The organism is Vreelandella azerica (assembly GCF_013112225.1).
Classification (GTDB): domain Bacteria; phylum Pseudomonadota; class Gammaproteobacteria; order Pseudomonadales; family Halomonadaceae; genus Vreelandella; species Vreelandella azerica.
In genome coordinates this window covers 118121-137549 of the sequence record NZ_JABFHI010000002.1, presented here as the reverse complement: position 1 = coordinate 137549, position 19429 = coordinate 118121, and the positions used below count along the sequence as shown (strand labels likewise).

Genomic DNA, 19429 nt, shown 5'->3' with positions numbered 1-19429 from the left:
CGTTATACCCGGGTAACGTCAAGAGCAACTTGACAGCCAACCCGGGCATAACAGGTTTAGAGCTCTTCGTCGGAATCCAGCGCGGTCAGCTGAGCACCCAGTTCCTGTTCGACTTCAGAAGCCGACGGATTGAACAGGCGTTCAACGTCTTCGCGCTTGCGACGACGCTCGGCGTGGTGGGTAAGACCGGTACCGGCCGGGATCAAGCGACCCACCACTACGTTCTCTTTCAGGCCGCGCAGATAATCGCGCTTGCCTGTCACGGCGGCTTCTGTCAGCACGCGCGTGGTTTCCTGGAACGATGCCGCTGAAATGAACGACTCCGTTGCCAGACTTGCCTTGGTGATACCCAACAGCAGGCGGCTGTACTTGGCCGGGAACTTGCCTTCTTTTTCCAGCCGCGCGTTCTGTTCCAGTACACGTACCAGTTCGGCCTGGTCACCGTTGATAAAGTCGGAATCACCCGAATCAACAATCTCCACCTTGCGCAGCATCTGACGCACAATGACTTCGATATGCTTGTCGTTGATGCCAACACCCTGCAAGCGGTAAACCTCTTGCACTTCAGCGGTGATGTACTTGGCCAGCTCGCTGACGCCGAGCAGACGCAGAATGTCATGCGGGTTGCTGGGGCCATCGGAGATGACCTCGCCCTTTTCGACTTTCTCGCCTTCGAAGACCGCAATCTGGCGCCACTTCGGAATCAGCATCTCAAACGGGTCGCCTTCGTCTGGAGTAATGGCCAAACGACGCTTGCCTTTGGTTTCCTTGCCGAAGCTGATAACGCCGCTGATTTCGGCCAGAATGGACGACTCTTTCGGCTTACGCGCTTCGAACAGGTCGGCCACTCGCGGCAGACCACCGGTGATATCCTTGTTACCCGATGCCTCTACCGGAATACGCGCCACCACCTCACCAACACCTATGGCGGCACCGTCATCTACCGAGATGATCGAATTACCTGGCAACAGGTATTGAACCGGTGTATTCGCTCCAGAAACGGCAACGTATTCACCCGCGGCATCTTTCAGCATGATCATCGGGCGCTTATCACGACCGACCATTGGGCGCGTCGCAGACTCAATGACCTCAATCGATGACAGACCGGTCATTTCGTCGACAGTACGGTGCATGGTGACACCTTCATCAAGGTCAACAAACTGTGCCTGACCTTCCACTTCGGCAATGATCGGGTGCGTGTGCGGATCCCATTTGGCAACAATTGCCCCAGCATCAACCACATCACCATCGCGCACTGACAGCTCAGCACCGTAAGGCAGCTTGTAATACTCCCGCTCACGGCCATGATCGTCGGCAACGGCCAGCGCGCTGGAACGGGATACCACGACCAGTTTGCCATCGTTACGTTCCACGTGCTTGATGTTGTGCAGGCGCACCTTGCCGCCGTGCTTGACCTGTACGCTATCCACGGCAGAAGAACGCGAGGCCGCGCCACCGTGTGGAAGGTACGCATGGTCAGCTGGGTGCCAGGCTCACCGATTGACTGAGCAGCAATGACGCCGACAGACTCACCAATATTGACCTGATGACCGCGCGCCAGATCACGCCCGTAGCAGGCCGCACACACGCCATGCGGTGTGGAACAGGTAATGGTCGAGCGAACAACGATTTCGTCAACACCCATGGTATCCAGAGCATCACACCACTTCTCGTCGAGCAGAGTGCCACGCGCAATCAGCACATCATCAGTAGCCGGGTCCACGACATCCTGCGCCACGACACGCCCCAGAACACGCTGGGACAGCGGTACGATGATATCACCGCCTTCAATCACCGGGTGCAGGGTCAGACCGTTGTCTGTGCCGCAATCTGTTTCGGTGATGACCAGATCCTGAGCAACGTCTACCAGACGACGCGTCAGATAACCGGAGTTAGCAGTTTTCAACGCCGTATCGGCCAGACCTTTACGTGCACCGTGGGTCGAGATGAAGTACTGAAGTACGTTCAGACCTTCACGGAAGTTGGCGGCGATCGGCGTTTCGATGATCGAGCCATCCGGTTTGGCCATCAGGCCACGCATACCTGCCAGCTGGCGGATCTGGGCGGCAGAACCACGTGCACCAGAGTCAGCCATGATGAAGACGCTGTTGAACGAGTCCTGCTCCACTTCGTTGCCGTCACGATCAATCACGGTTTCTTTTTCGATACCGTTCATCATCGCCTTGGCGACTTTATCGTTGGCCTTGGACCAGATATCAATAACCTTGTTGTACTTCTCACCTGCGGTTACCAGGCCAGAAGAGAACTGGTCTTCAATCTCTTTCACTTCAGCTTCTGCGCCATCGACGATGGCGGCCTTCTCATCCGGGATAACGAAGTCGTTAACCCCGATAGAAGCGCCTGACCAGGTTGCCAGACGGAAACCGGTGTACATCAACTGGTCAGCAAAGATAACCGTCGGCTTGAGACCAGCACGGCGATATACTTCATTGATCAGGTGCGAAATTGCCTTTTTCTTCATCGGCCGATCGATCAGGTCAAACGGCACGCCTTCGGGCAGAATGCGGAACAGCAGTGCGCGACCCACTGTGGTGTCGTAAATCCGGCGATGAAAGGTCCGCTCGCCGGTTTCTTCATCCACATCCACTTCGTCCAGACGCACCTTGACCTTGGCGTGCAGCGATACTGCCTGGGTGCCAAAGGCACGCTCAACCTCATTGAGGTCAGACAGCACCATGCCTTCGCCTTTGGCGTTGATCTTTTCGCGGGTCATGTAATAAAGACCCAGAACAACGTCCTGCGACGGCACGATAATCGGCTCGCCGTTAGCCGGTGACAGCACATTATTGGTGGCCATCATCAAGGCACGCGCTTCGAGCTGGGCTTCCAGAGTCAGCGGTACGTGTACCGCCATCTGGTCACCGTCAAAGTCGGCGTTGTAGGCAGCACAGACCAGCGGGTGAAGCTGGATCGCCTTACCTTCGATCAACAGCGGCTCAAACGCCTGGATACCCAGACGGTGAAGCGTCGGCGCGCGGTTAAGCAATACCGGGTGCTCGCGAATAACATCGGCGAGGATATCCCAGACTTCCGGCAGCTCGCGCTCAACCATCTTCTTGGCGGCCTTGATCGTTGAGGCGTAGCCCAGCGATTGCAGCTTGGAATAGATAAACGGCTTGAACAGCTCCAGCGCCATTTTCTTGGGCAGGCCACACTGGTGCAGGCGCAGGGTCGGGCCCACGGTGATAACCGAACGGCCTGAGTAGTCAACGCGCTTACCCAGCAGGTTCTGACGGAAACGACCCTGTTTACCCTTGATCATGTCAGCCAGGGACTTCAGCGGGCGCTTGTTGGAACCCGTGATAGCACGGCCACGACGCCCGTTATCCAGCAGTGCGTCCACCGCTTCCTGCAGCATGCGCTTCTCGTTGCGCACGATGATATCCGGCGCATTAAGATCCAGAAGACGCTTCAAGCGGTTGTTACGGTTGATCACACGACGATAAAGGTCGTTCAGATCCGAAGTCGCGAAGCGGCCGCCATCCAGCGGTACCAGCGGACGCAGATCCGGCGGCAGCACAGGCAGTACTTCCATGACCATCCACGCCGGCGCATTGCCGGAATGGTAGAAGGCTTCCAGCAGTTTCAGACGCTTGGAAAGCTTCTTGATCTTGGTTTCCGAGTTGGTCTGCGGAATTTCTTCACGCAGGTGGTTAATCTCTTCTTCAAGATCGATGTCTTTGAGCAGTTCCTGAACGGCTTCGGCGCCCATGCGGGCATCAAAGTCGTCGCCGAACTCTTCAAGCGCTTCAAAATACTGCTCGTCGTTGAGCAGTTGACCACGTTCCAGGGTGGTCATGCCTGGGTCAATGACCACAAAGCTTTCGAAGTACAGCACGCGCTCGATATCACGCAGGGTCATATCGAGGAACATGCCGATACGCGACGGCAGTGACTTCAAAAACCAGATGTGAGCGACCGGCGACGCCAGTTCGATATGGCCCATGCGCTCACGGCGCACGGCAGCCTTGGTGACTTCAACGCCACACTTCTCACAGATGATGCCACGGTGCTTCATGCGCTTGTATTTGCCGCACAGGCACTCGTAGTCCTTGACCGGGCCAAAGATCTTGGCGCAGAACAGGCCATCCCGTTCCGGCTTGAAGGTACGGTAGTTAATGGTCTCGGGCTTTTTCACCTCGCCGAACGACCAGGAGCGAATCATGTCCGGCGACGCCAGAGTAATCTTGATCGCGTCAAACTCTTCAGTCTGTGACTGCGATTTGAGGACTTTTACCAAATCTTTCATTGGACAGCTCCTAGCTCTCTAACTCGATATCGATGCCCAGCGAGCGGATTTCCTTCACCAGTACGTTGAAGGATTCCGGCATGCCTGCCTGCATGGTGTGGTCGCCATCCACGATGTTCTTGTACATCTTGGTGCGGCCTTCGACGTCGTCCGATTTGACGGTGAGCATTTCCTGCAGCGTGTACGCGGCGCCATAAGCTTCCAGTGCCCACACTTCCATCTCACCGAAACGCTGACCACCGAACTGCGCCTTACCACCCAACGGCTGCTGGGTTACCAGTGAGTAGGAGCCGGTAGAACGGGCGTGCATCTTGTCGTCTACCAAGTGGTTCAACTTCAGCATGTACATGTAGCCGACGGTCACCGGGCGATCAAAAGATTCGCCGGTACGTCCGTCATAAAGGGTCATCTGGCCGGAATCCGGGATATCCGCCAGGCGCAGCAGGTGCTTGATCTCGTGCTCCTGGGCACCATCAAAGACCGGCGTTGCCATGGGCACACCGCCCTTGAGGTTTTTCGCCAGCGCAATCACCTCTTCATCGGTCAGCGAACTGATGTCCTCTATCCGCGTGCCCGGCGTGTTGTAGATCTGGCCGAGGAAGTCACGAATTTCCGCTACCTGCTGTTCACGGGCGTCACGCAGCATGGCATCAATCTTCATGCCAAGGCCACGGGCGGCCATGCCCAGGTGGGTTTCAAGAATCTGACCGACGTTCATCCGCGACGGTACACCCAAGGGGTTCAGCACCACATCGACCGGCTCACCGTTATCATCAAACGGCATGTCCTCGATCGGCATGATCGCTGAGATAACACCCTTGTTACCATGACGCCCGGCCATCTTGTCACCCGGCTGGATGCGACGCTTGACGGCCATGTAGATCTTGACGATCTTGAGAACGCCCGGTGCCAGATCATCGCCCTGGGTCAGTTTGCGCTTCTTGTCTTCAAAGCGCTCGTCCATTTCCTTGCGACGGCTCTCAAGCTGCTCATCGGCCTGAGCCAGCAGCTCATTGCAGGATTCATCCTGAATGCGCAGCTTGAACCACTGCTGACGGGGCAACTCATCCAGGTAGGCTTCGTCGAGCACATCACCTTTCTTGAGCTCTGGGCCGCCATTGACGACCTGACCGATCAGCGTCTGCTTGAGACGCTCAAAAGTAGCGTCTTCGGCAATCCGGTAGGTTTCCTGCAGATCCTTACGGACTTCATCCAGCTGCATCTGTTCAATGGCGATAGCGCGCGAATCTTTTTCGACGCCATCACGGGTGAACACCTGAACGTCAATCACCGTCCCTATCATGCCGGTCGGGGCGCGCAGAGACGTGTCCTTCACATCTGAGGCTTTCTCACCGAAGATGGCACGCAGCAGCTTTTCTTCCGGCGTCAACTGGGTTTCACCCTTGGGCGTTACCTTACCGACCAGGATATCCCCCGGACCCACTTCGGCACCGACGTAGACCACACCGGCTTCATCCAGCTTGGAAAGCGCTGATTCACCGACGTTGGGAATATCCGCGGTGATATCTTCCGGCCCCAACTTGGTGTCCCGCGAGACACAGGTCAGTTCCTGAATGTGAATAGTGGTGAAACGGTCTTCCTGAGCCACCCGCTCGGAAAGCAGGATAGAGTCCTCGAAGTTGTAACCGTTCCAGGGCATGAAGGCGATACGCATGTTCTGGCCCAGCGCGAGGTCACCCATATCAATGGATGGGCCGTCGGCCAGGATGTCACCGCGTGCCACATCATCACCCGGACGCACAATCGGGCGTTGGTTCATGCAGGTGTTCTGGTTCGAGCGGGTGTACTTGGTCAGGTTGTAGATATCAACACCGGCTTCACCGCCGATAATTTCATCTGCATTGACACGTACTACCACGCGACGAGCGTCTACTGAATCGATCACGCCGCCACGTCGTGCAACCGCACAGACACCGGAGTCGCGGGCAACAAAGCGCTCCATACCAGTACCTACCAGCGGCTTATCGGCACGCAGGGTGGGAACCGCCTGACGCTGCATGTTCGCGCCCATCAAGGCGCGGTTAGCATCATCGTGTTCCAGGAACGGGATCAGTGCTGCTGCTACTGACACTACCTGACGTGGCGATACGTCCATCAGCGTCACCTGTTCAGGACGCATGAAGGTCGTCTCACCGCGGTGGCGTACCTGCACCAGGTCGTCACTCAGCTTATTGCTTTCATCCACGCCCGCTGACGCCTGAGCGATAACGTAATCACCCTCTTCGATCGCCGAGAGGTGGACGATATCGTCGGTCACCTGACCCGCATTAACCTTGCGGTACGGGGTTTCCAGGAAGCCGTAGCTGTTGGTGTGACTGTAAGTCGCCAGCGAGTTGATCAGACCGATGTTCGGGCCTTCTGGCGTTTCGATCGGACACAGGCGGCCATAGTGGGTAGCGTGAACGTCACGCACCTCAAAGCCAGCGCGCTCACGGGTCAGACCGCCTGGGCCGAGTGCAGAGACACGACGCTTGTGGGTGACCTCAGAAAGCGGGTTGTTCTGATCCATGAACTGGGACAGCTGGCTGGAACCAAAGAATTCTTTCACCGCTGCCGCTACCGGCTTGGCGTTGATCAGATCCTGCGGCATCAGGCCTTCGCTTTCCGCCATGGAAAGACGCTCTTTAACCGCGCGCTCAACGCGCACCAGACCAACACGGAACTGGTTTTCGGCCATTTCGCCAACACAGCGTATACGACGGTTACCCAGGTGATCGATATCGTCAACGTCACCAAAGCCGTTACGGATATTGATCAGCTCACGCAGGACATCCAGGATGTCCTTCTTGTCCAGTACGCCGGAACCCGTATCTTCTTCACGACGCAGGCGACGATTGAACTTCATGCGTCCAACGTTGGAAAGGTCGTAGCGGTCTTCAGAGAAGAACAGGTTGTTGAACAGCGTTTCTGCGGCATCCTTGGTGGGCGGCTCGCCCGGACGCATCATACGGTAGATTTCAACCAGGGCTTCCAGCACCGAGCCCGTGGTATCCAGCTTCAGGGTATCGGAAATGAAGGAGCCACAATCCAGATCGTTGGTATACAGCGTTTCGATATCAGTGATACCGCCCTGAGCCATCACTTCCAGCACCTCAGGGGTAATCTCGGTGTTGCAGGCAACCAGCAGCTCGCCGGTTTTACGATCAATCTGATCCTTGGCCAGGGTCTTGCCAAACAGGTACTCCATGGGCACATCAAGACGCTCCAGACCGGACTTCTCCAGCTGGCGAATGTGCTTTTGGGTGATACGGCGACCCTCTTCAACAATCACGCTGCCATCGGCATCCTTGATGTCGAACGTTGCGGTTTCACCGCGCAGACGCGAAGGCACAAGCTCCACAGAGAAGCCGGACTTCTCGATGTGAAACTTGCTGGTCTCGAAGAACTCACTGAGGATTTCTTCGGTGTTCATCCCCAGGGCGCGCATCAGTACCGAGGCTGGCAGCTTGCGGCGACGGTCAATACGCACAAAGACGTTGTCTTTAGGATCAAACTCAAAATCCAGCCAGGAGCCACGGTAAGGAATGACCCGCGCTGAGTACAGCAGCTTGCCAGACGAATGGCTCTTGCCCTTATCATGATCGAAGAACACACCGGGCGAGCGGTGGAGCTGGGAAACAATTACCCGCTCGGTACCATTAATAACGAAGGTACCGTTTTCGGTCATCAGGGGGATTTCCCCATATAGACTTCCTGCTCCTTGATATCCTTGATCGCCTTGTTAGATGAATCGCGATCATAAATAATCAAGCGAACTTTGACACGCAGCGGCGCGGAGTAAGTTACGCCGCGCAGCTGACATTCCTTGACATCAAATGCCGGTGTGCCAAAGCGATAACTAACATACTCCAGCGCCGCGTTCCCCGAGAAACTCTCGATCGGAAACACAGACTTGAACGCCGCGTGCAAGCCCACTTCGTGCCGCTCGTCGGGCGAGCGGTCTTGCTGGAGAAAACCGTAATAGGAATCAAGCTGGATGGCCAACAAGTAAGGCACATCCATTACTTGGGGCAGTTTGCCGAAATCCTTGCGGATGCGTTTTTCTCAGTATATGAGTAAGCCATCTGTATTCCCCAGCTTGTTCACCATGGGTGACCGGTGCGTGGTCATCTGCCCCGCGGGCGTTTCAGACGCAGACAGCAAGCTCCTAGAAGGGTAGCTCGCCGTCAAAAATCTAGAATTCGTTGCGTTGTGATGACGACGGTTAATGGTCATGCGTTGTCGTGTCACTGACGCGTCTGCTGCAACAACAACGCTGATGCTGTTGTAACAGAAAAAGGCCGGCAGCGGGAATTTCCCGCCGCCAGCCGCGGAAGCTTACGCAGCGCGTAAAGCCCGAGCCATCGATTACTTGAGCTCGACGCTTGCGCCCGCTTCTTCCAGCTTCGCCTTGGCTGCTTCAGCATCGTCCTTAGACATGCCTTCTTTGATAGTTGCCGGAGCACCATCAACAGCACCTTTGGCTTCTTTCAGGCCAAGACCGGTAAGCTCACGCACTGCCTTGATGACGTTAACTTTCTTGTCACCAGCAGCAGTCAGTACCAGGTCAAACTCAGTCTGTTCTTCAGCCGCTTCTTCGCCGCCGCCACCAGGGCCAGCAACAACAGCCGCTGCTGCAGAAACGCCGAATTTTTCTTCCATTGCTTCGATCAGTTCAGCAACTTCCATCACAGACATTTCAGCGACGGCGTTGATGATATCGTCTTTGGTCAGTGCCATTGTTTCATTCCTAACTTTGCGGGAGTCTCGGTGTCCCGATGACTCAGGGTTCATTGCTCGTATCAGGCAGCGCTATACCACCTGCAGGAAAAATGGCTTATGCCGCTTCTTCCTGCTTCTGGTCGCGCAGAGCGGCCAGAGTACGAACCAGCTTGCCAGCGGAAGCTTCTTTCATTACCGACATCAGTTTGGCAATTGCCTCATCGTAAGTCGGCAGGGTTGCCAGACGGTCGATGTCAGCAGCCGGAATCAGCTCACCTTCGTAGGCCAGTGCCTTAACTTCGAAGTTCTGATCCTTTTTAGCGAACTCTTTGAACAAACGAGCGGCAGCGCCCGGATGCTCGGTAGAGAATGCCAACAAGGTAGGACCTACAAAGCTCTCGTTCAAGCACTCCCACTGAGTACCTTCGAGGGCACGGCGTGCCAGGGTGTTGCGGACAACACGTACCTGAACGCCATTCTCACGCGCCTGCTTACGCAAATCGGTCATCTTGCTGACCGGCACGCCACGAGAATCGGCAACTACGACGGAGAGTGCGTCCTTAGCCGCTTCACTGACCTCGGCAACAATCGCTTTCTTGCCTTCAAGTGCTAGTGGCACAGTGATCACTCCTTCATGCCGAAACCTAAAAGCAGGTTCCGGTGGTTACCATCTCTTCCAGCTCATCGGGGCTTTCACCCATCTTGATGACGCCAGAAGCCTAAGGGATGGTGCTCACCAGAAATCGGCTTAGCTAAAAAGCGTCTACCAACTGGCGGCAACACCATCTGCGCAGGTGACTTTCATCATTAAGCTACGCTTGACGCGTATCGCCTGCGGTCTTTGACGGTGCCCTGCTGCCAACGAAATAGGCTGGCGACAGGGACCGCAAAGTTCTTGCTCTTTTCTGCTGCCTTGACAACACAAGGACCGGCAACGGGACTACTTGGCTTACAGGTAAGCTGAGTGGTCGACCGTCAGGCCAGGACCCATGGTTGTGGACAGCGTCATTTTCTTGAAGTAGATGCCCTTGGAAGCGCTCGGCTTGAGCCGCTTCAGGTCACCAATCAGGGCTTCGATGTTGCCCCTGATAGCGTCAGCATCAAAATCAACCTTACCGACGGTAGTATGGATAATACCATTCTTGTCGGTGCGGAAACGTACCTGACCCGCTTTGGCGTTCTTGACAGCTGTCGCTACATCAGGCGTTACCGTGCCAACCTTGGGGTTAGGCATCAGGCCACGCGGACCCAGGATCTGGCCCAACTGACCCACAACACGCATAGCGTCTGGCGAGGCGATGACGACATCAAAGTCCATCACGCCTTTCTTAACCTGATCAGCCAGCTCTTCCATACCCACAATATCAGCGCCAGCTTCTTTAGCGGCATCTGCATTTGCACCCTGAGTAAAGACAGCAACACGCACGTCTTTACCGGTACCGTTAGGCATGACGGTAGCGCCACGCACTACTTGGTCAGATTTACGAGGGTCTACGCCCAGGTTGACGGCAACATCCACAGATTCCTTGAACTTGACGGTAGAAAGCTCCGACAACAGTGCCACGGCCTCTTCAACCGAGTAGACCTTGCTGGAATCAACCTTTTCACGAATCAGCTTGGCGCGCTTAGACAGTTTAGCCATGATTATAGACCCTCCACGTTTAGGCCCATGCTGCGAGCGCTGCCCGCAATGGTGCGCACAGCGGCGTCAAGATCGGCAGCCGTCATATCAGGCTCTTTGGTCTTGGCGATTTCTTCAAGCTGCTCACGGGTCACCGTGCCAACCTTCTTCTTGTTCGGCTCACCAGAACCGGACTTGATACCTACAGCTTTCTTGAGCAGCACGGCAGCAGGCGGCGTCTTGGTGACGAAGGTGAAGCTACGGTCGGAATAAACGGTAATCACGACAGGCGTCGGCAGACCGGGCTCAATATCCTGAGTCTCGGCGTTAAACGCTTTACAGAATTCCATAATGTTCACGCCGTGCTGACCTAGCGCAGGACCCACGGGCGGACTTGGATTGGCTTTACCAGCTGCAACCTGCAGCTTGATGTAAGCCTGTACTTTCTTGGCCATAAATTACTCCAGTTGGGTATAACGCCTTGCGGCTCCCCGGTGACATTTGGCCGTCACGTGACGACCAATGAAAAATCTGAAAACTATCTATCAATCAAAGCTACTTACTACTCACTAACCAAAACCATGCAATCCGCCGCCATCAGCCGACCGGGGTCAGCTTTAAGCGGCTTAAAACTATTCTTTTTCTACCTGCGAGAACTCAAGCTCGACGGGCGTTGAACGCCCAAAAATCAACACGCTGACATGCAAGCGGCTTTTCTCGTAATTGACTTCTTCAACGACGCCATTGAAATCTGCAAAGGGCCCGTCGACCACACGAACAGACTGACCTGGCTCGAACATTGTCTTGGGACGCGGCTTGTCCACACCGTCCTTGACACGATTCAATATAGCGTCCGCTTCACGAGTCGTGATAGGCGCCGGCTTTTCCTTGGTGCCACCAATAAAACCCATTACCCGGGGTGTTTCATTCACCAGGTGCCAGGTGTCATCGGCCATTTCCATCTCGACCAGCACGTAGCCAGGATAAAATTTACGCTCACTCTTGCGGCGCTTGCCATCGCGAACTTCAACAACTTCTTCGGTCGGCACCAGAATCTCGCCGAAACGATCTTCCACTCCGTACATCTTGACCCGCTCAAGGAGCGAACGCATGACATGCTTTTCGAAGCCGGAATAGGCGTGAACGACGTACCAACGCTTGGACATGAAAACTCCTAACCGATAACGCCGGACATCGCCCAGCTGAGAAGCGTGTCAATCAACCACAACATCAGGCCAACCACGAGAACAGCCGCTAACACGATAGCGGTTGTCTGAACTGTTTCAGGGCGCGTTGGCCATACGACGCGCTGAATCTCTTTCTTGGCTTCTTGAGCCAGGATAACGAGATTCTTGCCCTTCTCGGTCATCAGCGCGACTGCTCCAGCCGCAGCACAGAGCACAACAACACCAAGGACACGATAGAGCAGGGCCACGTCGGCAAAAAAGTGTTACCAACCACGGCTGCTAACAAAAGCGCTACGACCGCTGCCCATTTGAGCCCGTCATGACGCGACTGTTGTACCTCAGCGCCATGCTTTACAGAATTAGGCTTCATAAAACGAGACTCCCTAGGGTACAGCGAACGATAAAGGAATTCTTGAGAGGCACGCCAACTTGAGGGAAGTTGGCAGGCCAGGAGGGAATCGAACCCCCAACCTGCGGTTTTGGAGACCGCTGCTCTGCCAATTGAGCTACTGGCCTGTATCGTACTGAATGAGCAAATAAGACGCTTGCTCAATAGCGGGCGCCATCATAGCGAAAGACTTACCGCTTGACAACCCTTCATGCACTTTCAGCTCACTTTAATCAACCAATACGCCAAAAGCAGTGACAAAAAAGCGAGCCAGGCTCGCTTTTTTCGATATTATGGAGCTCATGGACGGATTTGAACCGTCGACCTCACCCTTACCAAGGGTGTGCTCTACCCCTGAGCTACATGAGCAAATCGCACAAAATTCCGTGCAGAACAAATATAATAAAACTACACGAAATTTACACAAGCCATGGAGCGGGTGGCGGGAATCGAACCCGCACCATCAGCTTGGAAGGCTGAGGTTCTACCATTGAACTACACCCGCGCTACAACAATACTAAGCTCACAAGACTGATTTGCATTGCTGTCAATTAATTCTGGTGGAGAGGGAAGGATTCGAACCTTCGAAGCTTTCGCGGCAGATTTACAGTCTGCTCCCTTTGGCCACTCGGGAACCTCTCCAACATGGCGGCATATTGTGCCTCATCCCAAGAAAGTGTCAACCATTAATTTGCCAGCTCCTAGCCTTTTCCAGATACTGCTTGGCGCTACTTGCTAGAACAGACGCTTGATTTAACTTCTTGCCTTGGAACGCGCCGCATTGTGTCAAAGCAGCATGGAGAATGCAAGCCCTGCGCGTATTTTTTCAAGCGAAACCGGACTTGGTACTACAGGCGCGCCCGACATCCGGCCTGCGCGCTCGGCGGGTGTCAATGGAAAACTGGCCTCCAGCCCGCCATACACCATATCTGGCCAAACCGCATGTGGCACCTGCACACCTCGAGAAACAACCCGGGCATCACCACCGGTTAACAACATTGGCAACGCCACTTCCTGCTGATCACATACCTCACTGTAAATGCGGTTTATGGCGCTGACGGCCGCCATGTAGATACCGTGATTCACCGCCTCCACAGTGCGCCTGCCTGGTTCCAGCAATTCCGCGGCCTCGCTTTCCGGGTCAATGGCCACGTTGCGTGTTCCCAGCTTGAGGCTCTCTTTCATCAGCCTCAAGCCGGGAATGATATAACCGCCCAAGTGGTACCCGCCTGGAATAACGAAATCCACGGTAATCGCGCTGCCGCAGTCCACTGCACAGCAGCCGCCTGCCAACTGATATCCCGCCAGCGCCCCCATCCAGCGATCAACCCCCAAGCGGCCCGGCTCCTCATAGCCATTGAGCACTCCCAGGGCCTCACGGGTCGAACGGGCGACAAAGACATTGGGCACTCTACGGCGAAGCAGGCTGACAGTGTCATCCAACACGGCCTTGCGCGCCACGCTGGAAATACGCACCGACTCCACCACATCAAGGTCCGGGATATCCGCACCTGGCCGCCATTCCTCGCGCGTCCAGACAGCACCTCGCGAACGGATTTCACTGCTATCAACGTCTTTCAGGCGCCATTTGGACAAGGTATTGCCAATATCAAGATCAAGAATCATAGGCGCCTGCGTATACTGATCTCGCCACCTGCAAGACGTCGCGACTGGCCATTTTCTTCACTGACCCAAAGGTTACCGCTAGCATCTACGTCCCCTGCCGTTGCTTCACAGCCCTGCTTGCCCTGCAAAATATGAATAGGTTGATTGGCAAACGCATGGCGCTGATTCCACTCAGCCTGCCAGGCCTGAAAACCACTTTTCTCGAACGTTGACAGCATGGCCAGAAGCCCTGCCACCATCTCAGCTGCCAGTTGATTGCGCCCCAGCCCCGGGCAGGCGTCACTGAGGGCTGCCACCGGCTGGCCAATCGCCTGACGCTGAGCGTCATTCATGAACAGGTTCAGGCCGATACCAATCACCACTTCACACGGGCCGGCGGCATCGCCAGTCACTTCAACCAGAATACCCGCCAGTTTGGCCAGCTCACCACTATGATCAGGCAAGAGTACATCGTTGGGCCATTTGAGCATGGGTTGAGCGCCGTAGGCCTCCAGCACCTGGGCGGTCACCACGCCCACCGCAAGGCTCAGGCCTTCAAGTGCAATCACGCCACTTTCAAAGCGCCAGCCCACCGACAATATCAGGCTCTGGCCCCAGGGCGTTACCCAACTGCGGCCACGCCGACCACGCCCTGCCGTCTGCGACTCCGCCAGGCAGACCTCGCCATGGCCAGCGCCTTGCTGAAAGCGCTCACGCAGATAGGCATTGCTTGACGCCAGCTGATCTTCCACCAGCAAACGGGTCAGCAGATGACGGGCATCGGCAGGCAGGTGCGCGACAATGGCCGCCCCGTCCAGCGGCTCAATGGGCTGAGCAAGCTGATAACCGCGACCTTTGACAGCCTCTACCGCAACTCCCATGGCGTCGAGTTTTTTTTAACTGCTTCCATACGGCTGCGCGGGAAATACCCATGGCATTACCCAACTGCTCGCCGGAATGCACGCTTCCATCGCTTAATAACCGCATCAAATTACCGATGGTCATAGTCATGCCCATGCCGGAAAAAGGCTTATCTTACCGGATGCGCTGACCCAGCGAAAACACAAGCATGCACGACCATCTGCTACAGTACTCGGGTACTCGCGTTGATAGAGCCTTAAAAAGCCTTATTAACATCATCCTTGAACGCAGCTCTCAATACAGTGCTGGCAGTTAACCGCTTCGTACCTCTATAATGCTGCCCTATTTTTCTAGCAGGATCGTGTCGTGATCGAGAACCTCCGCAATATCGCCATTATCGCCCACGTTGACCATGGGAAAACCACCCTGGTCGACAAACTCCTGAGTCAGTCGGGCACCCTAGACCGCAAAGCCGAAGGGCAGGAGCGGATCATGGATTCCAACGACCAGGAAAAAGAGCGTGGCATTACCATCCTGGCCAAGAACACCGCTATTCAATGGCAGGATGGAAAGGGCAATGGTTACCACATCAACATCGTGGATACGCCTGGGCACGCTGATTTTGGTGGTGAGGTCGAGCGCGTCATGTCAATGGTCGACTCAGTACTCCTACTGGTTGACGCCGTTGACGGCCCAATGCCGCAAACCCGCTTTGTTACCCAGAAAGCCTTTGCTCAGGGCCTGAAGCCGATTGTTGTCGTCAACAAGATTGACCGCCCCGGTGCGCGCCCGGACTGGGTGGTTGACCAGATTTTTGATCTGTTTGACAACCTTGGTGCCTCTGATGAGCAGCTGGATTTTCCAATCATCTACTGTTCGGCACTGAACGGCATCGCTGGCATGGACCCGGAAGAGCTGGCTGACAACATGGATCCCATGTTCCAGTCGATTGTGGATATCGTTGAGCCGCCAGCCGTTGAGATTGATGGCCCCTTCCAGATGCAGATCTCAGCGCTTGACTACAACAGCTATGTGGGCGTTATCGGCCTTGGTCGGATCAAGCGTGGTTCGGTCAAACCCAACCAGCAAATTTCAATTATCAGCGTTGATGGGTCTACCCGTAAGGGCAAGATCGGCCAGGTAATGACCCACATGGGCCTTGAGCGCGTTCAGACCAACGAAGCGACCGCAGGTGATATCGTCTGCGTGACCGGCATCGAAGATCTGGCGATTTCCGATACCCTGTGTGATCCAGCTGCCGTTGAAGCACTGCCGCCGCTGTCGGTGGATGAGCCCACCGTCTCGATGACCTTCCAGGTCAACGATTCACCTTTCGCGGGCAAGGACGGCAAGTTCGTTACCAGCCGCAACATCAAGGATCGCCTGGAACAGGAGCTGATCCATAACGTTGCCTTGCGTGTGGAGCAGGGTGAAACACCGGAGAAATTCAAGGTATCAGGGCGTGGCGAACTGCACCTTTCAGTGTTGATTGAAACCATGCGTCGCGAAGGTTTCGAGCTGGCTGTCGGGCGCCCGGAAGTCATCATCCGGGAAATTGATGGCGAAAAACAGGAACCCTACGAAGAAGTCATCATCGACTGTGAAGAGCAGCACCAGGGCGCCATCATGGAGGAACTGGGCTATCGCAAGGGTGAGATGACCAACATGAACCCGGATGGCAAGGGTCGTGTGCGTCTGGACTTCATCATCCCCGCCCGTGGCCTGATCGGCTTCCGTGGCCAGTTTTTGACCCTGACCTCGGGCACTGGCATCCTGACTAGCCGCTTTGACCACTACGGCCCGCTCAAGCCTGAGGCCTCAATCGAGCGTCGCAACGGCGTTCTTGTCTCCATGGTCTCTGGTAAGGCACTGGCCTACGCTCTGTATGCCCTGCAGGAACGCGGCAAGCTGATTATCGATCATGCCACGGAAGTCTACGAAGGCATGCTAATCGGCATCAACAACCGCGCCAATGACATGGTGGTTAACCCGACTAAGGGTAAGAAGTTGGATAATATGCGTTCAACCGGTAACGATGAAAATATCGTGCTGACACCGCCGATCAACTTTACCCTTGAACAGGCCATCGAATTCCTGGATTCCGATGAACTGGTAGAAGTCACGCCAAGCCACATCCGCCTGCGCAAGAAGTTGCTCAAAGAGAACGAGCGCAAACGCGCCAGCAAGAGCTGATCAGCAACAGCACGGTCATCAGCCAAACCCGCACAGCCACTGTGCGGGTTTTTTTATGCTGCGTCCGATGTGACCCACAACAACAACGTTACTCCGCGCCATTAGCCAAACGCTGCTCTTAACGCAACCTAAACGCAGCGCGGCTAGAAAGATGCGCCAAACTGGCGCAAAGTACGCATTTGAGCGTGACCCTCTCATTCAGGCTTGGTTTAATACATCCGCGTTAATTCATACGTTTGACACTTATTTCCTACTAACCACACACCCCATCGCAACGGATATTTCTGCACATGAGCGGCCACAACGTCTGGACACATAAAGGTACTTTTTTATTAGCCGCGGTAGGCTCTGCCGTTGGCCTGGGTAACCTCTGGCGGTTTCCCTATCTTACCGGTGAAAATGGCGGCGGTGCTTTTATTCTGGTCTATGCTTTGACCATCTTCGCCGTCGGCATTCCCATTCTTATTGCTGAGATCATGCTTGGCCGTACCAGCCGCCAAAGCCCCATCATGGGCATGCGCCACCTGACCCGAACCCACCAGACATCTCGCGCCTGGGAAAGCATTGGCTGGCTTGGCGCAGCCTCGGCGTTTCTGATTCTAAGCTTTTACTCTGTGGTAGCTGGCTGGTCGCTGCACTATACCTGGCAGATGCTGACCGGCAGCCTGGCCGGCGCTGATGCCGCTACTATAGGTGCCGGTTTTGAAAGTCTTTTAGCCTCCCCGGGGTTGATGACACTTTACCATACGCTGTTCATTATTCTTTCTGCACTGATTGTCGGCATGGGCATTCATAAAGGCATTGAAGGCGGGCTGCGCATTATCATGCCTGCGCTGTTTGTGATTCTGCTAGTGGTACTCGGTTACAGTATTGTTAACGGTGATATTGGTGCCGCCGCTGAGTTTCTGTTCACCTTCAACATGGCCGACCTGAGCCTTGAAGGCTGGCTCGAAGCCATGGGTCAGTCCTTCTTTACCCTGAGCCTCGGGATGGGCGCCATCATGGCCTACGGGGCCTACATGCCCAGCGATGTTTCCCTGACACGTACCGCCTTTGCGGTAGCGTTTGTGGATACGGCAGTAGCTCTGGTCGCCGGGCTGGCAATTTTTGCGCTGGTCTTCGGTGCTGGGCTGGAAACCGGCCAGGGCCCGGGGCTGATGTTTGTCACCATTCCGCTGGCTTTTGCTGAGATGCCGTTTGGCAGCCTGATTGGCGGTATTTTCTTTATTCTGGTGCTAGGGGCAGCCATCAGTTCGTCGATTTCACTGATCGAACCGGTGGCCGCTTTTCTAGTCGAGCGTTTCGATATGACCCGCCCACAGGCAGTCGCCATTATGACCCTCGGCAGCTGGGCGCTGGGGCTTTTGACCGTGGTCAGCTTCAATGTCTGGTCAGAAGGCACGATTTTCCACGCTCTGTTTGGGCGCAGTGCTTTTGACTTTGTCGAGCTGCTGACCAATATCTTCATGCCGTTGGGCGGACTCCTGATTGCGCTATTTGCCGGCTGGGCACTTACCCAAAGCGAAGTGGCCAAGGAACTTGGCGGCAGCCCTGCGTGGTTCAGCGTATGGCGCTTTCTGGTACGCTTTATCGCACCAGCCGCCGTGGCCTTTGTGTTCCTGCGTACCCTGCCGCAAGTGGACGGCTATCTGCTACCTACCGTTGGCGCGCTAATCATTGTATTGGGTGTCGCCCTTAGCCGTCACCTGCTGGTCAAACAGCCACCGGCGGCGTAAAGCCAGGCAGCATTAGGCTCTGTTCAACCCCACTGGCGGCAAGCGCCGTCAGTGGCTAAGGATTCATTATGACACCGCTTATCGAAGTGCAACATGTTAACAAGGCCTTTGGCGGCCTGAAGGTGATTAACGACTGTTCGATCCAGGTCGCCAAAGGGTCGGTGACCGGCATGATTGGCCCCAACGGCGCAGGCAAGTCGACTCTGTTCAACCTGATTGCTGGTGCCTTGACACCTGATAGCGGCCAGATACGTCTCGATGGCGAGGATATCAGCGCCCTGAGTGCCGATCAGCGTTTTCACAAGGGCTTGCTACGCACCTTCCAGATTGCCCATGAATTCAGCCATATGAGCGCTCTGGAAAACCTGATGATGGTGCCCCCGGCCAGCCCGGTGAAAACCTGTTTGCCACTTGGTTCAAGCCGGGCGTGGTGCGCGCCCATGAAGCCGAGGTCAAGCGTCGCGCCTTGGAAGTCATCGACTTTGTCGGGCTTTACCACGTGCGCAATGAGCTGGCGGGTAACCTTTCCGGCGGCCAGAAAAAGCTCCTTGAGCTGGGCCGCACCATGATGACCGATGCCAAGGTCGTCTTGCTTGATGAAATTGCCGCTGGAGTCAATCGCACGCTACTCGGTGACCTGATCGGCAATATCGAACGCCTGAACCAGGAGATGGGCTACACCTTTCTGGTTATTGAACACGATATGGAAATGATCGCCCGCCTGTGCGACCCAGTGATTGTGCTCGCCCAGGGCAGCGTCATGATGGAAGGTAGTATCGAAGACGTGCAGAGCAACCCTGAGGTTATTGAAGCCTACTTTGGCGGCAGCACCGCAGCCTGACCTGA

The 19429-nt window shown here is 55.4% G+C and carries 8 protein-coding genes, 4 tRNA genes and 5 pseudogenes; 3 read left to right on the top strand and 14 right to left on the bottom strand.

Annotated elements, in window-relative coordinates:
• Positions 1 to 56: 56 nt before the first annotated feature.
• The 14 genes and pseudogenes from rpoC to HLB35_RS04545 all read right to left on the bottom strand — a co-directional run bounded on the left by rpoC (position 57) and on the right by HLB35_RS04545 (position 14780).
• Positions 57 to 4270, bottom strand: a pseudogene (gene rpoC, locus HLB35_RS04610) (DNA-directed RNA polymerase subunit beta').
• Positions 4271 to 4280: 10 nt separating this feature from the next.
• Positions 4281 to 8355, bottom strand: a pseudogene (gene rpoB, locus HLB35_RS04605) (DNA-directed RNA polymerase subunit beta).
• Between the two features lie 283 nt (positions 8356 to 8638).
• Positions 8639 to 9010 (bottom strand): 50S ribosomal protein L7/L12, encoded by a 372-nt coding sequence (gene rplL / locus HLB35_RS04600; protein ID WP_171701696.1) that lies wholly within the window; start codon positions 9008 to 9010, stop codon positions 8639 to 8641.
• Positions 9011 to 9107: 97 nt separating this feature from the next.
• Entirely contained in the window at positions 9108 to 9611 is a 504-nt protein-coding gene (rplJ, locus tag HLB35_RS04595) for a 50S ribosomal protein L10 (protein WP_171701695.1), read from the bottom strand.
• Positions 9612 to 9941: 330 nt separating this feature from the next.
• Complete coding sequence (rplA, locus tag HLB35_RS04590; RefSeq protein WP_171701694.1) at positions 9942 to 10634, bottom strand: 50S ribosomal protein L1; 693 nt, start codon at positions 10632 to 10634, stop codon at positions 9942 to 9944.
• A 2-nt stretch (positions 10635 to 10636) separates the two neighbouring features.
• Positions 10637 to 11068 (bottom strand): 50S ribosomal protein L11, encoded by a 432-nt coding sequence (rplK, locus tag HLB35_RS04585; protein WP_171701693.1) that lies wholly within the window; start codon positions 11066 to 11068, stop codon positions 10637 to 10639.
• 177 nt (positions 11069 to 11245) lie between these two features.
• Entirely contained in the window at positions 11246 to 11779 is a 534-nt protein-coding gene (nusG, locus tag HLB35_RS04580; RefSeq protein ID WP_171701692.1) for a transcription termination/antitermination protein NusG, read from the bottom strand.
• 8 nt (positions 11780 to 11787) lie between these two features.
• Positions 11788 to 12170 (bottom strand): annotated as a pseudogene (gene secE / locus HLB35_RS04575) (preprotein translocase subunit SecE).
• 70 nt (positions 12171 to 12240) lie between these two features.
• A tRNA-Trp gene (locus tag HLB35_RS04570) sits at positions 12241 to 12316 on the bottom strand.
• 166 nt (positions 12317 to 12482) lie between these two features.
• A tRNA-Thr gene (locus HLB35_RS04565) sits at positions 12483 to 12557 on the bottom strand.
• Between the two features lie 62 nt (positions 12558 to 12619).
• A tRNA-Gly gene (locus tag HLB35_RS04560) sits at positions 12620 to 12693 on the bottom strand.
• A gap of 53 nt (positions 12694 to 12746) precedes the next feature.
• Positions 12747 to 12830 (bottom strand) — tRNA-Tyr (locus HLB35_RS04555).
• Between the two features lie 144 nt (positions 12831 to 12974).
• Positions 12975 to 13814, bottom strand: a complete 840-nt coding sequence (locus HLB35_RS04550; RefSeq protein ID WP_171701691.1) for a type III pantothenate kinase — start codon at positions 13812 to 13814, stop codon at positions 12975 to 12977.
• Positions 13811 to 14780: pseudogene (locus HLB35_RS04545) on the bottom strand (biotin--[acetyl-CoA-carboxylase] ligase). Before HLB35_RS04545 ends, HLB35_RS04550 begins: the two are co-directional and overlap by 4 nt.
• Before the next feature lie 240 nt (positions 14781 to 15020).
• On the opposite strand from HLB35_RS04545, the gene typA reads away from it, so the two are divergent.
• From typA to HLB35_RS04530, 3 genes and pseudogenes are all read left to right on the top strand, one after another.
• The gene (gene typA, locus HLB35_RS04540) at positions 15021 to 16847 is read left to right on the top strand and encodes a translational GTPase TypA (protein ID WP_171701690.1); all 1827 of its coding nucleotides are present in this window, start codon (positions 15021 to 15023) and stop codon (positions 16845 to 16847) included.
• A 290-nt stretch (positions 16848 to 17137) separates the two neighbouring features.
• Positions 17138 to 18583 carry a sodium-dependent transporter gene (locus HLB35_RS04535; RefSeq protein WP_171701689.1) on the top strand — a complete coding sequence of 482 codons (1446 nt, stop codon included), beginning with the start codon at positions 17138 to 17140 and terminating at the stop codon, positions 18581 to 18583.
• Positions 18584 to 18651: 68 nt separating this feature from the next.
• Positions 18652 to 19424, top strand: a pseudogene (locus tag HLB35_RS04530) (ABC transporter ATP-binding protein).
• Positions 19425 to 19429 lie beyond the last annotated feature (5 nt).